A 13112-nucleotide genomic window follows, 5' to 3' on the forward strand; every position below is an offset into this window, starting at 1 on the left:
GACCCACCGGACCGACTCTCCCGAGGAACAACGATGACGAACAAGAAGACCAGGCTGCGGATCGCCCTCGCGGGCGCGGTGCTCGTCGCCGCCGCCGCCACCGGCACGGCCATCGCCGCGAACGGATCGGACGGCGGCTCCGGCTCCGGTACCGCGAGCGAGCGGGGCGACGCGCCGCGGCAGACCCCCGCCCCCATCAAGGCCGACGGCGCGAACGTCTTCCCGCACTCGCTGGACTACGACGCGCCCTCGAAGACCTTCTTCACCGGCTCCCTCAAGCAGGGCAAGGTCTCCGCCGTGACCCCGGACGGCACGGTGCGCACCCATATCGACGACCCGGAACTCGTCTCCGCGCAGGCCGTCCTCGCCGACCGGAAACGCGACCGCATCCTCGTCAGCAACGTGGACTACGGCACCGCCGAGCGCTCACGGAAGAAGAACCCCTTCCACGTCGCGGGCGTCGGCAGTTACGACCTGAAGACCGGCGAGCAGGACTGGTGCGTCGACCTCACCGCGGTCGCCGACGACGGCAAGAAGCACCTGATCTCCGACGTCACGGTCGCGCCCGACGGCACCGCGTACGCCGTGGACGAGCTGACCCCGACGGTCTTCCGTATCGACAAGAAGGGCCGCGCCTCGGTCCTGGTGCGCAGTGACCTGCTCCAGGGCACGCTGGACATCCCCGACTTCCTCGACGACGTGGGGATGGCCGCGGTCGAGTGGGTGAAGGGCGACCGGCTGGTCATCGCCATGGCCGACGGCAGCCTCGTACGGGTGCCCGTCCAGGACCCCGGGAAGGCCGAGAAGGTGAAGCTCTCCAAGCCGCTGGCGGCGCCCACGGCCGGGATGCGGCTCATGAAGGACGGCTCGCTCACGGCCGTCAGCAGCGGCCTGCTCTCCGGCAAGCCCGCCGAGATCCAGCACGTGAAGCCGGATGACGAGGGTTGGAAAGAGGCCGCGGTGAAGGTCACCGACCGCGTCGAGGACCCCGTCACCAGCGACGTGACCGCCGGACCCGCCGGTCGGACGTACGCGCTCAGCGGTGGCCTGGCCGACCTCCTCGCGGGCAAGCCCAACGACGGCTTCGCCCTGTCCCCCGTCAGGACCGGCTGAGGGGCGATTTCCCCGGCCCGCCCCGGCGGGGCGGGGACGGGCGGCGGCCGGGCCTGCCTAGTGTGCGAGGAGTTCCCGACCGCCCCGGAGGCCCCGTGCCCGGCATCCGCCGCAGAAGAACCGGCCGCCCCTTCGAAACGTTCGAACCGCCCCGCGACTCCACCGTCGCCCTCGGGGTCGTGTCGGCCACGGCCCTGGTCGTCCTCCTCGGACTCCTGTCCGAGTCCGCGGTGTGGCTGCTGGGGCTTCTGGTGTTCCTGCCGGGCACGGCCTCCGCGCTGTGCACCGTACGGCAGACGCGTTTCGTCGCCGCGTGGACCGTACTCGTCGTCACCGGCACCGTCCTGGTCCGGCACGCCGAGGGAGAGCCGTGGCTCGACAGCGTCCTGATGGCGCTGTTCACGCTGGCCCTCGCCGGGGCGTCCGTGTACGCCTGCGGGCGGCGGATCGAGCGGGAGGGGGAGATGCTGCGCCTGCGCTCGACGGCCGCGGCCATGCAGCGGCACATCCTGCACCCCCTCCCGCTGCTCACCGACGACGCCCTCGTCAACGGCGTCTACGAGCCCGTGCAGGAGGACCGCCTCATCGGCGGGGACATCTACGACGTGGTCGAATCCCCCTGGGGCACCCGGGTGATGATCGGCGACGTGCAGGGCAAGGGCCTGGCCGCGGTCGGCGCCGCGTTCGCCGTCATCGGGGCCCTCCGCGAGGCCGCGCACCGCGAGCCCACCCTGACCGCGCTCGCCGACGCCCTGGACGCCGCCGTCGCACGGCACAACTCGTACGCCGAACAGACCGGCGAGGACGAGCGGTTCGTCACCGCCCTCCTCCTCAACATCGACGCGCACGACCAGGTCCAGGCCGCCAACTGCGGCCACATCCCGCCCACGGTGCTGCACGACGGCGCCCTCACCACGCCGTCCCTGGGCTCCGGAGTGCCGCTCGGCCTCGCCGAACTCGCCGCCGAGCCCGTGACCGTGGACTGGTTCCCCTTCCCGCCGGGCGCGACGCTGCTGCTGAGCACCGACGGGCTGACCGAGACCCGCGCCCCGGACGGCACCTTCTACCCGCTGGACGAGCGCCTCGCCGAGCTGGCCGGGCTCTCCCCCACCGACCTGCCGCAGTCGCTGTACGACGACGTACGGGCGTTCGCCGGGCCCGGCAGCCGGCACGACGACGTGGCCATCCTGACCGTCCGCCGGTCGCCCGGCCGCGGGGCCTGAGCGGAAACCCAGGTCTGAGCCCGGGTACGGGACCCGCTCCGCCTCCGGCGGTTCAGCGCGGCGCCTTCGCCCCGCCCGTCGCCTCCCAGCCCGCGATGGCCAGGGCGCGGTAGGCCGCGTACGCCTGGCCGGGATCGCCCTCGTCGACCCACGGCACCGCGCCCACGTGGCCGTCGACGACCGCGAGGGCCTCCATCGCCTCCCCGTAGCGCTCGGCGCGCACCAGGAACCAGATCAGCAGGTGCAGCACGTGCGGGCGCACCGGGTGGTCCTCGTCGACCTGGTCGACGGCGAACTCGGCGGCCTCGATCGCGTCCCGGATCTCCGCGCTCTGATAGAGCCCCCGCACCAGGTTGACCTCGGGCAGGTGCGTGTACGCGGCGAAGAGCGGGAGCGCGGGCAGCAGCGTGCCCTCGGGCGCCTTGCCCGCCGCGGCCCGCGCGAAGCCGTCCGCCTTCTCCTTGGAGCCGCTGCCCTTCTCCGACCAGTACGGCAGCGCGGCCAGGTGCGCGCCCATGTGGTGCGGCGCGAGACGGCGCACCGTGGACCACAGGGACTCGAAGTCGGCCTCGCGGTACCCGAGGTGCCGGGCGATCGTCAGCTCGACCAGATACGGCGTCGGGTCCTCGGCGGCGAGCTTCGCGGCGTCCTGCGCGACGTTCCGCGCCTCCTCCAGGATGATGCGGAAGTCGCTGGACGCGGGGTCGGCCAGCGCCTGCCAGACCAGGAACTGCGCGTACACCTGCGCGCCGCCCGCGTCGCCGGGCCGCTGGGACCGCCACTCGCGCAGCCAGCGCGCGTCCTGCCGCCGGGGGCCCTTGTCGAACGAGACCGCGTCGGAGGGCCCGTCGGCCGCCGCCGTCCCCTTCTTGTCCGCCGCCCCCGCCGTCTCGTCGGCCTCCTTGGCGCGGGACAGCTCCATGGCCGCGGCGCCCGCCAGGGACTGGACGCGCTGCCAGCGCAGCTCGTACTCGTCGCCGGTGAAGGCGAGCAGCCGCGCGACGGGCTCCCAGTCCTGGGTGCGCTGCGTCTCCTCCAGGGCCTCGACCAGCTCGCGGTCGGGCCCGGGGAGCCGCACGTCGAGCTGGTCGACGGGCACGAATCCGTACCCCGCGGAGGGGTCGGCGAGCCGCGCCGCCCCCTCGGCGGCGTTCCCGCGGAGCTGTCTGCGGCGCATGGCGGGAACGGCCAGCACGCCGACGATGGCGGCGAGGGCGATCAGGAGAAGCAGGGCTTCCATGACGTCGGTACTCCACGGGCGGTCTTGGGGAGCTGCGGGCAGGGGCACGGCTCGGCGGAGCGCGCCCACCCTCCACCGTACGGCCCACTACCCTCGCCTCATGAGTGAGCAGCGTGAGAACGCCAACGACAGCGACAGCACGGGCAGCCGCCCGGGCGGTTTCGAGACCCTCGCCATCCACGCGGGACAGTCGGCCGACCCCGCGACGGGGGCCGTCGTGCCGCCCATCTACCAGGTGTCCACGTACAAGCAGGACGGCGTCGGCGGCCTGCGCGGCGGATACGAGTACAGCCGCTCGGCCAACCCGACCCGCACCGCGCTGGAGGAGAACCTCGCGGCCCTGGAGGGCGGCAGGCGCGGCCTCGCCTTCGCCTCGGGGCTGGCGGCCGAGGACTGCCTGCTGCGTACGCTCCTGGTCCCCGGCGACCACGTGGTGATCCCCGACGACGCGTACGGCGGCACGTTCCGCCTCTTCTCCAAGGTCGCCGAGCGGTGGGGCGTGGAGTGGTCGGTCGCCGACACCTCCGACCCCTCGGCGGTACGGGCGGCGCTGCGCGACCGTACGAAGGCGGTGTGGGTCGAGACGCCCTCGAACCCGCTGCTGGGCATCACCGACATCGCGGCCGTCGCGGAGATCGCGCACGGCGCGGGCGCCCGGCTGGTCGTCGACAACACCTTCGCGAGCCCCTACCTCCAGCAGCCCCTGGCGCTGGGCGCCGACGTCGTCGTGCACTCGACCACGAAGTACATGGGCGGCCACTCGGACGTGGTGGGCGGCGCGCTGGTCGTGAGCGACCCGGCGCTCGGCGACGACCTCGCGTTCCACCAGAACTCGATGGGCGCCGTCGCGGGCCCGTTCGACGCCTGGCTGGTGATGCGCGGCATCAAGACGCTGGCCGTGCGCATGGACCGGCACTGCGCGAACGCCTCCCGCGTCGCGCAGCTCCTTCAGGCGCACCCGAAGGTGACCGAGGTCTTCTACCCGGGCCTGCCCTCCCACCCGGGGCACGAGGTCGCGGCGAAGCAGATGCGGGCCTTCGGCGGCATGGTCTCGTTCCGCGTCGCGGGCGGCGAGAAGGCGGCCGTCTCGGTCTGCGACCGGGCCCGGCTCTTCACGCTGGGTGAATCCCTGGGCGGCGTGGAGTCGCTGATCGAGCACCCCGGCCTGATGACGCACGCCTCGGCGGCGGGCTCAGCGCTGGAGGTCCCGGACGACCTGGTGCGGCTCTCGGTCGGCATCGAGTCCCAGGACGACCTGCTGGCGGACCTGACCCAGGCCCTGGCGTAACGGCGTTGCTCCCGTGCCCGGTGCGGATGGCTGCGCCCGGGCTGCCCCACCCGGTGCGCGGCAGACCGCGGCTCCGTCGTGGCTTGTCGCGCAGTTCCCCGCGCCCCTGAAGCCGCCCCTCCGGGGCGTGCTTCGGGGCGCGTCACCACCCCACCGTCGGTGACGTCTCCGGCGGTGGGGACGACCAGGGGTCGTACGCGAGGGTCCAGACGGCGAGGGCCAGCAGGGCGACGAGGAGCAGGAGCGAGACACCCGTCCGCAGCACGCGCCGGCGGCGGGCCAGCCGGGTGCCCACCGCGAGGGCACGCTCGGCGAGGTCGGGCGGAAGGGGCTGCACTCCGTCGATCAGGCGGCGTACCTCCCGTTCCTTGCGGTCGGGCAGCCTCATCGCTCACGTCACCCCCTCGGCGACCACGGGCCCGGGTCTCTCGCGGGGCTCGCTGAGCACCGTGGCCATCGCGCGCGAGCACAGCGCGCGGACGCGCTCGACGGGCAGCCCGAGCCCGGCGGCGGTCTGCTCCTCGGCGACTCCTTCGAAGAGCCGCAGGACGAGGACGAGGCGCTCCTGCGGCGGCAGTGCGCCGAGCAGCCCGCCCCGGTCGCGGCGGTGGCGCCAGGCGGTGTGCGAGAAGCGCGCGGCCAGCTCCTGGCGCGTGCGCTCGTACGGATCCTCGCCGCGCAGCCGGTCCCAGTCGGCGCAGGTGTGCGCGAGGGCGCCGATGAGCAGCCGCTCCGCCTCGGGCGCGGCGCCCGGGGGTTCGGCGGTGAGGAGGGTCGCGGCATGCAGCAGCCTGCCGCCCGCGCCCGCGACGAAAGCTTCGAACTCCCGGGCGCGGCGGCGCTCCTGCCGTGCCCGCCGCTCTCGCACTCTGCGCGCCTCCTGCCGCCTATAGGACGGCAGCGACGCTGATCAAATCAAGAGGCGGGAACGTCCTGACCTGGCGGAGTGCCCGCCGGGCCGCCGGGGTTGACGCCGAGGAGCGCCGTGTTGAAACGGGTGAGGAGGGTGCAGAACTGCTCCCGCTCCTCCTCGCTCCAGCCGTCGGTGACGAGCTCCATCAGCTCGCGCCGCGAGGAGCGCACCTCCTCCAGCCTGGCCTCGCCGCGCGGCGAGAGCTGGAGCACGACCGCACGGCCGTCCTCCGGGTGCGAGGTCCGCTTGACCAGCCCGGATTCGACGAGCGGGGCGACCTGCCGGGTCACGGTCGAGGAGTCGATGCCCATGCCGGCCGCGAGCGCCTTGACGCCCATCGGCCCTTCCTGGTCCAGCCTGTTGAGCAGGAGATAGGCGGCACGGTCCATCGAGTTGCGGGCCTGGCCGACGCCGCCGAGCCGGGTCTGCTCGGCCCGCCGCGCGAAGACGGCGATCTGGTGCTGCATCGCGTCGAAGACGGTGGATCCGCTGGGGGCGGTCCGGTTCTCGGCAGGCACCGCGTGGTCGTCGGTGATGTCTGTCGTCATGTCCGGGTGCGTGGGCATGGCCGGGGTGCTCGCTTCTTTGGTCTGCGGAAGGGTTCCAGCGTTCCGGTACGTGCGGGTACGGGGGTGGTGGGCACAGAGTACGCGGACCGGCCGCCGGGCGTACCGTCGCTGCACGAACCGGTGACCTCGTAGTGACGATACGGAGTCCCCGCCGGTTCCGGCCGGGCGGGTGGGGGCCGGGTGCTGCGAGACTTGGCCCATGGTCACCAGCACAGCCGGGGGCCGGGGGGCGGCGCGGCCCACGCTCCCCCGGGTCTCCGTGGACGACGTACGCATGGCCCGCAAGACCCTCGACGGGGTCGCCCGCACGACCGCGATGGAGGGGAGCCGGCACCTCTCCTCCCTGGTCGGCTCTCCTGTCCACCTCAAGTGCGAGAACCTCCAGCGCACCGGCTCCTTCAAGCTGCGCGGCGCGTACGTGCGCATCGCGGGGCTCTCGCCCGCCGAGCGCGCGCGGGGCGTCGTCGCGGCCAGCGCGGGCAACCACGCGCAGGGCGTCGCGCTGGCGGCCTCGCTGCTGGGCGTGGAGTCGACGGTGTTCATGCCGGTGGGGGCGCCGCTGCCGAAGGTCGCGGCGACCCGCCAGTACGGGGCCACGGTGCGGATGCACGGGCACGTGGTGGACGAGACGCTGGAGGCGGCCGAGGAGTACGCGGAGCGTACGGGCGCCGTGCTCATCCACCCCTTCGACCACCCGGACGTGGTGGCGGGGCAGGGCACGCTGGGGCTGGAGATCCTGGAGCAGTGCCCGGAGGTGCGCACGATCGTCGTCGGCATCGGCGGCGGCGGCCTGGCGGCGGGAATCGCGGTGGCGGTCAAGGCGCTGCGGCCCGACGTCCGCGTGGTCGGCGTGCAGGCCGAGGGCGCCGCGGCGTATCCGCCGTCGCTGGCGGCGGGGCGTCCGGTCGCGCTGGAGCGGGTCGCGACGATGGCGGACGGGATCAAGGTGGGCCGCCCCGGGGACGTGCCCTTCGAAATCATCGGCGCTCTCGTGGACGAGGTCCGCACGGTGTCCGAAGACGCCCTCTCCAGCGGGCTGTTGCTGTGCCTGGAGCGGGCGAAGCTCGTGGTCGAGCCGGCGGGGGCGAGCCCGGTGGCCGCGCTGCTGGCGTCGCCGGGGAGCTTCGCGGGGCCCGTGGTCGCGGTGCTCTCGGGCGGGAACGTGGACCCGCTGGTCCTCCAGCGGACGCTGCGCCACGGCATGGCGGCGGCGGGCCGCTATCTGTCGCTGCGGCTGCGGCTCCACGACCGCCCGGGGGCCCTCGCCGCTCTGCTCGGGGAATTGTCAGTGGTGGACGCTAACGTCCTGGACGTGAGCCATGTCCGGACCGATCCGCGGCTCGGGCTCGACGAGGCGGAGGTGGAGCTGCACTTGGAGACGAAGGGTCCGGAGCACTGCGTGGACGTCGCCTCGTCGCTCCGCGCCGCGGGTTACAAGGTCATGAGCTGAGCCCGCGGACGGGCGCGCCGAGCGGTCCGTCCCTCGCGAACACCGAACGCGAGCTATCGCGTATCACTTGACGCGATACATCGCGTCACCTCATACTGCTGTGCGCCGAGCCCCGCTGCTCGCGCATTCCGTACATGCCGGGAACGACCGGCCGAACTAGCATTTCCGTAGCACCACTCCACATCTTCAGGAGTCCACCCATGCCAGGTGCCATTTATGCCGAGGGTCTGGTGAAGACCTTCGGCAAGGTGAGGGCTCTGGACGGCGTCGATCTCGACGTGCCGGAAGGCACCGTCCTCGGCCTGCTGGGGCCGAACGGGGCGGGGAAGACCACCGCCGTGCGCGTCCTCACGACCCTCCTCCAGCCCGACAGCGGCAAGGCGGTGGTCGCCGGGATCGACGTCCTCAAGCACCCCACGGCGGTGCGGCGTTCGATCGGCCTGTCCGGCCAGTTCGCCGCCGTCGACGAGTATCTGACCGGCCGCGAGAACCTCCAGATGGTCGGGCAGCTCTACCAGATGTCCGGCCGGGACGCGAAGAAGCGCGCTGTCGAGCTGCTGGACCGGTTCAACCTCGCCGACGCCGCCGACCGTACGGCGAAGACGTACTCGGGCGGCATGCGCCGCAGGCTCGACCTGGCCGCCGCGCTGGTCGTCAGCCCGCCCGTGATGTTCATGGACGAGCCGACCACCGGCCTCGACCCGCGCAACAGGCAGGCCCTGTGGGAGGTCATCGAGGAACTGGTCTCCGGCGGCACGACACTGCTGCTCACCACGCAGTATCTGGAGGAGGCCGACCGCCTCGCGCACGACATCGCCGTCGTCGACCACGGCAAGGTCATCGCCCGGGGCACCTCCGACCAGTTGAAGGCCCAGACGGGCGGCGAGCGCGTCGAGGTCGTCGTCCACGAGCGCGAGCACATCCCCGCCGCCCGCGAGATCCTGGAGCGGCACGCCCTCGCCGGTGCCGCGCCGGACGCCTGCGCCGTCGAGGAGCACACCCGCAAGCTGACCGTCCCGGTCACCGGCGGCGCCAAGCTGCTCGCCGAGATCATCCGCGAACTGGACACGCGGGGCATAGAGATCGACGACATCGGCCTGCGCAGGCCGACCCTCGACGACGTCTTCATCTCCCTGACCGGCCACGCGGCCGAGGAGGCGACGGCGGACGCGGACGCCGAGGACGAGACGAAGGAGACCGAGAAGTGAGTGCCACCACCCAGGCGGCCCCCAAGGGCCGAGGGGGCGTCGCACAGGCGGTCACCGACTCCCTGGTCGTCGCCCGGCGCAACCTGATCCGCATGACCCGGATTCCCGAGATCGTCCTTTTCGGCCTCATCCAGCCGGTGATGTTCGTGATCCTCTTCACCTACGTCTTCGGCGGGTCCATCCAGGTCGGCGGCTCGCTCTCCTCGCAGGACTACCGCGAGTTCCTGATGGCCGGCATCTTCGCCCAGACCGTCACCTTCGCGACCGCGGGCGCGGGCGCGGGCATCGCCGAGGACATGCACAAGGGCCTCGTGGACCGCTTCCGGTCGCTGCCCATGGCGCGCGGCGCGGTCCTCACCGGCCGCACCCTCGCCGACCTGGTGCAGACCGCGCTCACCCTCGTGGTGCTGGCGGGCGTCGCGCTGCTCATCGGCTGGCGCACCAGCGAGAACTTCGGCAAGATCCTCGCGGGCTTCGCCCTGCTGCTCCTGCTCGGGTACGCGTTCTCGTGGATCGGCGCCCTGATCGGCCTCTCGGTCCGCACCCCGGAGGCGGCCACCTCGGGCGGACTGATCTGGCTGTTCCCGCTGACGTTCATCTCGAACGCCTTCGTGGACTCCAACAACCTGCCGACGTTCTTCCGGCACATCGCCGAGTGGAACCCGTTCAGCACCACCGTCCAGGCCTGCCGCGAGCTGTTCGGCAATCTGCCGCCCGGCTTCGAGGCCCCGGACGCCTGGCCCATGCAGCACCCGGTCTGGGCCTCCGTGATCTGGTCGGTCCTGATCCTCCTGACATTCCGCACCCTCGCGGTCCGCAAATACCGCAGGGCGGCCGGCTGACCCCGGCTGGCCCCGGCAGAGCGCGGGAAGCGAGAAGGGGGCGGGCCCACAGGGCTCGCCCCCTTCTCATTCGTCCCGTGCCCTTCTCAGCGCAGGTTCAGTGCTCTGGTGACGGTGGCGAAGAGGTCGGTCTGGTTGGTGACGCCGAGGACGCGGTCGGAGTTCGGGCCCGAGGCCGCGATGCGGACCTGGGTGCCGGTGTGCTCCTGGGCCTTGGCCGGGTCGTTGTTCGAGTAGCTGACCTGGAGCGGCTGCCCCTCGTCCGTGATCAGCGTCGAGGAGAGGCCCGCGGGCTTCGCGTCGACGGGCACGATCTGGCTGGCGTGGCCGTGGTCGGCGGTGGTCACCACGAGGGTGTCCGGGTGCTTCTTCGCGTAGTCCTGGGCGACCTTCACGGCGCGGTCGAACGCGGCGGTCTCGCCGATCTGGCCACAGGGGTCGGCGGCGTGGTCCTGCTTGTCGATCGAGGCGCCCTCGACCTGGAGGAAGAAGCCCTTGCCCTTGCCGTGCTGCTTGCCGTGCTTGCCGTTCGCCTTCCCCTTGTGCCCGGCCTTCTGCTTGGCCTCCAGCAGTTCGATGGCCTTCGTCGTCTGGCTCTCCAGCGACGGCGTGCCCTTCGGGCGCTCGGGGTTGGAGGTGGTGCAGCGCTGCGGCTCGGTGCCGCCCTTCGCGGCCTTCTTGCCGGTCCACTCGACGGGCACGTTCTCCGGCGCGAACAGGCCGAGCAGCGGCTTGCCCGGCTCCGCCCCCGCGAGCCCCTTCTTGTCGGTCACCAGCGAGTACCCGGCCTTCTTCGCCTGCTCGATGACCGTACGGCCCTTGTGCGGGCCCTCGGTGATCCGCTGGTCGAAGCGGGCCTTGCCGCCGCCCAGCAGTACGTCGGCGCCCGTGGTGACCGTCTGCTCGGCGATCGAGCCCCCGCCGCCCTCGCCCAGCGTGTCGTCCGGGCACTTCTTCATGTCCTCGGGGCCCTGGCAGCCGCGGTCCGTCACATGCGCGTCCTGCACGGCGGGCGTGGCGTCGGTCAGCTCGGCCGTGGTGACGTTCCCTGTGGCCAGGCCCTTCTTCTTGGCCAGCTCCAGCATCGTCGGCACGGGCTCGTCGGTGTGGGTCTTGGAGATCCGGCCGTTCACCGTCTTGTGGCCCGTGGCCCAGCCGGTGCCGCTGGCGGCGGAGTCCGTGACGTAGTCGGGCCTGCCCTTCTCGTCCACGGAGTACGTCGTGTAGGCGCCGGTCCTGGGGAAGCGGTCCATGTTCAGGCGGCCGTTCGCGCCCACCGTGTAGTCGCGGGCCAGGGTGATCTCGGAGTCGCCCATGCCGTCGCCGATGAGCAGGATCACGTTCTTCGCCTTGGTCCCGTGGGCCGCCGCGGAGGTGACGGGGGCCGCCGGGCTCTCGGGAGTTGCGTAGGCGAAGCTGGGGACGGCGATCCCGGCGGCCAGCACGGCGGCGGTCCCCCAGGCCAGGCGGCTTCTCGTGAGACGCGGAACGGGCATGTGTTTCCTCCGGTGACGGGGTGGCGTGACGGAGGCAAGACCAACAGGTTGCCCTATACATCCAGTGCCGTACGCATGGACGCCCGGTGAACTGCCTCCCATGGCTCCCTATGCGAAACGACCGGCCCCCCGAAGGGGAACCGGTCGTTCCGGATGAAACGGGCGTCGTCTCGGCCTCGCGGCCCTCCCGGCCTGTCGGCCCTCGACGGCCCTCAGCCCTGGTACGGCTTCGCCTTCAGGATCTTGACCGAGGCCATCTTCCCGTTCGGCAGCTCGTACTCCGCGTCCTGGCCGACCTTCTTGCCGTTCACCCCGGTGCCCAGTGGCGACTGCGGCGAGTACGTCTCGATGTCCGTGCTGGCGTACTCCCGCGACGCGAGGAGGAACGTGATGGTGTCGTCCTCGTCGCCGTCGAAGGCGATCGTCACCACCATGCCCGGTTCCACCACACCGTCGTCCGCCGGAGCCTCGCCCACCTTGGCGTTCTCCAAGAGCTGCTGGAGCTGGCGGATCCGCAGCTCCTGCTTGCCCTGCTCCTCCTTGGCCGCGTGGTACCCGCCGTTCTCGCGGAGGTCGCCCTCTTCGCGAGCCGCCTCGATCTTCTTAGAGATCTCGCTGCGTGCAGGACCCGACAGGTACTCCAGCTCGGCCTTGAGCTGGTGATACGCCTCCTGGGTCAGCCAGGTGACGTTGTCGCTGGTCTGGGTCACAGGTGCTCCTCGTCGGTACTGGGGATATAAAGCAACGCCCTACCAGGAGGCTGCGCCTTCTCAGGTGGGCGAAACCACGAGCTTAACAATTCCGGCGGAAAAGGGAAGAAGGCCAAGGCTCCGTTCCTGGTCAGAAGCCCCGCGCCGGAGAGACCACACCCAGGGGCGGGCTGCCCGCCGCGACCCGGCGGACGTTCTCCTCGACGCGCGCGGCGAGACCGCGCCAGTACGACGGGCGCGGATTGGCGGAGTGCGGCGTGATCAGCACCCGCTCCAGCTCCCACAGCGGATGGCCCTCGGGCAGCGGCTCCGGGTCGGTCACGTCGAGCGCGGCCCCGCCGATCGCGCCGTTCTTCACGGCCTCGACCAGGTCGTCCGTGACGACGAGGCCGCCGCGCGCGACGTTCACCAGCCAGGCGTCCTCCCGCATCAGCGCGAACTCGCGCGCCCCGAACATTCCGCGAGTCTCCGGCGTCGCGGGCGCCGAGACGACCACGTGGTCCGCCTCCGGCAGCACCTCGCGGTACGCGGCGCGCGGCACCGTCCGCGCCGCGCCCACGACCGGTCCGCTGTCCGAGACGGCCAGCACCCGGCAGCCGAACGGCTCCAGCAGCCGTATCAGCGCCCGGCCGATGCCGCCGCAGCCGACGACCGCGACCGTCGAGCCCGCGAACTCCCGCGTCGCGGGCGGCCCCCAGCTCTTCGCCCGCGCCGCCTCCGGCAGCCCGCGCGCCGCCGCGAGCATCATCGCGAGCGCGTGCTCGGCGACGGGCGCGCCGTAGACGCCGACGGCCGTCGTGAAGACGGGGTCGTCGGTGATCACCCCGGCCTCCAGCCACGCCTCGACGCCCGCGGCGGGGAGCTGCACCCAGCGGATACGGCCGTGCAGCATCCCGCGCAGCTCCGCCGGACCACCGGCACCGCAGTAGACGACCGCCTCGGCTTCCTCCAGCGCCACGAGGCGCCCGCCCCCGCGCAGCACGGCCTCCGTCAGCGCGGGAACGGGATCGGGCCCGACGTGGACGGCGGGCTGGGGCGTACGCGTGGACGGCATGAGGGC

General features: G+C 72.5%; 13 protein-coding genes. 6 read left to right on the forward strand and 7 right to left on the reverse strand.

Features of this window, described 5'->3' with window-relative positions:
• The first annotated feature begins 33 nt into the window (after nt 1-33).
• Both ABD343_RS13685 and ABD343_RS13690 read left to right on the forward strand, forming a co-directional pair.
• Nucleotides 34-1113: a hypothetical protein gene (locus ABD343_RS13685; protein WP_344527627.1), complete on the forward strand. Its 1080-nt coding sequence runs from the start codon at nt 34-36 to the stop codon at nt 1111-1113.
• Nucleotides 1114-1208: 95 nt separating this feature from the next.
• Nucleotides 1209-2336: a PP2C family protein-serine/threonine phosphatase gene (locus ABD343_RS13690; RefSeq protein ID WP_344527628.1), complete on the forward strand. Its 1128-nt coding sequence runs from the start codon at nt 1209-1211 to the stop codon at nt 2334-2336.
• 52 nt (nt 2337-2388) lie between these two features.
• Here ABD343_RS13690 and ABD343_RS13695 read toward each other — a convergent pair whose 3' ends face one another.
• Nucleotides 2389-3576 (reverse strand): hypothetical protein, encoded by a 1188-nt coding sequence (locus ABD343_RS13695; RefSeq protein ID WP_344527629.1) that lies wholly within the window; start codon nt 3574-3576, stop codon nt 2389-2391.
• Between the two features lie 100 nt (nt 3577-3676).
• On the opposite strand from ABD343_RS13695, the gene ABD343_RS13700 reads away from it, so the two are divergent.
• The gene (locus tag ABD343_RS13700) at nt 3677-4864 is read left to right on the forward strand and encodes a cystathionine gamma-synthase (RefSeq protein WP_344527630.1); all 1188 of its coding nucleotides are present in this window, start codon (nt 3677-3679) and stop codon (nt 4862-4864) included.
• Nucleotides 4865-5006: 142 nt separating this feature from the next.
• Here the strand turns inward: ABD343_RS13700 and ABD343_RS13705 are convergent, their stop codons facing one another.
• From ABD343_RS13705 to ABD343_RS13715, 3 genes are read right to left on the reverse strand one after another with little or no spacing between them, the layout of a single operon-like run.
• On the reverse strand, nt 5007-5252 hold the full coding sequence (locus ABD343_RS13705) for a hypothetical protein (protein ID WP_344527631.1): 246 nt from the start codon (nt 5250-5252) through the stop codon (nt 5007-5009).
• Nucleotides 5253-5255: 3 nt separating this feature from the next.
• Nucleotides 5256-5732, reverse strand: coding sequence for a sigma factor-like helix-turn-helix DNA-binding protein (locus tag ABD343_RS13710; RefSeq protein WP_344527633.1), 477 nt, complete (start codon nt 5730-5732; stop codon nt 5256-5258).
• A gap of 47 nt (nt 5733-5779) precedes the next feature.
• On the reverse strand, nt 5780-6343 hold the full coding sequence (locus ABD343_RS13715) for a MarR family winged helix-turn-helix transcriptional regulator (RefSeq protein WP_344527635.1): 564 nt from the start codon (nt 6341-6343) through the stop codon (nt 5780-5782).
• Between the two features lie 202 nt (nt 6344-6545).
• Here ABD343_RS13715 and ilvA point away from each other — a divergent pair, with 202 nt between their 5' ends.
• From ilvA to ABD343_RS13730, 3 genes are all read left to right on the forward strand, one after another.
• The gene (gene ilvA, locus ABD343_RS13720) at nt 6546-7796 is read left to right on the forward strand and encodes a threonine ammonia-lyase (protein WP_344527637.1); all 1251 of its coding nucleotides are present in this window, start codon (nt 6546-6548) and stop codon (nt 7794-7796) included.
• A gap of 200 nt (nt 7797-7996) precedes the next feature.
• Nucleotides 7997-9004: an ATP-binding cassette domain-containing protein gene (locus tag ABD343_RS13725; RefSeq protein ID WP_344527639.1), complete on the forward strand. Its 1008-nt coding sequence runs from the start codon at nt 7997-7999 to the stop codon at nt 9002-9004.
• The gene (locus ABD343_RS13730; RefSeq protein WP_344527640.1) at nt 9001-9846 is read left to right on the forward strand and encodes an ABC transporter permease; all 846 of its coding nucleotides are present in this window, start codon (nt 9001-9003) and stop codon (nt 9844-9846) included. Before ABD343_RS13725 ends, ABD343_RS13730 begins: the two co-directional genes overlap by 4 nt.
• A gap of 86 nt (nt 9847-9932) precedes the next feature.
• Here the strand turns inward: ABD343_RS13730 and ABD343_RS13735 are convergent, their stop codons facing one another.
• From ABD343_RS13735 to ABD343_RS13745, 3 genes are all read right to left on the reverse strand, one after another.
• Complete coding sequence (locus ABD343_RS13735; RefSeq protein ID WP_344527642.1) at nt 9933-11342, reverse strand: alkaline phosphatase; 1410 nt, start codon at nt 11340-11342, stop codon at nt 9933-9935.
• Nucleotides 11343-11554: 212 nt separating this feature from the next.
• Entirely contained in the window at nt 11555-12052 is a 498-nt protein-coding gene (gene greA, locus ABD343_RS13740; RefSeq protein ID WP_344527644.1) for a transcription elongation factor GreA, read from the reverse strand.
• Nucleotides 12053-12182: 130 nt separating this feature from the next.
• A complete protein-coding gene (locus tag ABD343_RS13745; RefSeq protein WP_344527646.1) occupies nt 12183-13106 on the reverse strand; it encodes a D-isomer specific 2-hydroxyacid dehydrogenase family protein in 924 nt (307 codons plus the stop codon).
• Between the last annotated feature and the right edge of the window lie 6 nt (nt 13107-13112).

The organism is Streptomyces albiaxialis, assembly GCF_039530985.1.
GTDB lineage: Bacteria > Actinomycetota > Actinomycetes > Streptomycetales > Streptomycetaceae > Streptomyces > Streptomyces albiaxialis.

Bases quoted from the DNA above. Each gene is read 5' to 3' on its own strand.
- ABD343_RS13685 (WP_344527627.1), top strand. From the start codon at position 34: ATGACGAACAAGAAGACCAGGCTGCGGATCGCCCTCGCGGGCGCGGTG.
- ABD343_RS13695 (WP_344527629.1), bottom strand. From the start codon at position 3,576: ATGGAAGCCCTGCTTCTCCTGATCGCCCTCGCCGCCATCGTCGGCGTG.
- ABD343_RS13700 (WP_344527630.1), top strand. From the start codon at position 3,677: ATGAGTGAGCAGCGTGAGAACGCCAACGACAGCGACAGCACGGGCAGC.
- ABD343_RS13705 (WP_344527631.1), bottom strand. From the start codon at position 5,252: ATGAGGCTGCCCGACCGCAAGGAACGGGAGGTACGCCGCCTGATCGAC.
- ABD343_RS13715 (WP_344527635.1), bottom strand. From the start codon at position 6,343: ATGCCCACGCACCCGGACATGACGACAGACATCACCGACGACCACGCG.
- ilvA (WP_344527637.1), top strand. From the start codon at position 6,546: ATGGTCACCAGCACAGCCGGGGGCCGGGGGGCGGCGCGGCCCACGCTC.
- ABD343_RS13725 (WP_344527639.1), top strand. From the start codon at position 7,997: ATGCCAGGTGCCATTTATGCCGAGGGTCTGGTGAAGACCTTCGGCAAG.
- ABD343_RS13735 (WP_344527642.1), bottom strand. From the start codon at position 11,342: ATGCCCGTTCCGCGTCTCACGAGAAGCCGCCTGGCCTGGGGGACCGCC.
- ABD343_RS13745 (WP_344527646.1), bottom strand. From the start codon at position 13,106: ATGCCGTCCACGCGTACGCCCCAGCCCGCCGTCCACGTCGGGCCCGAT.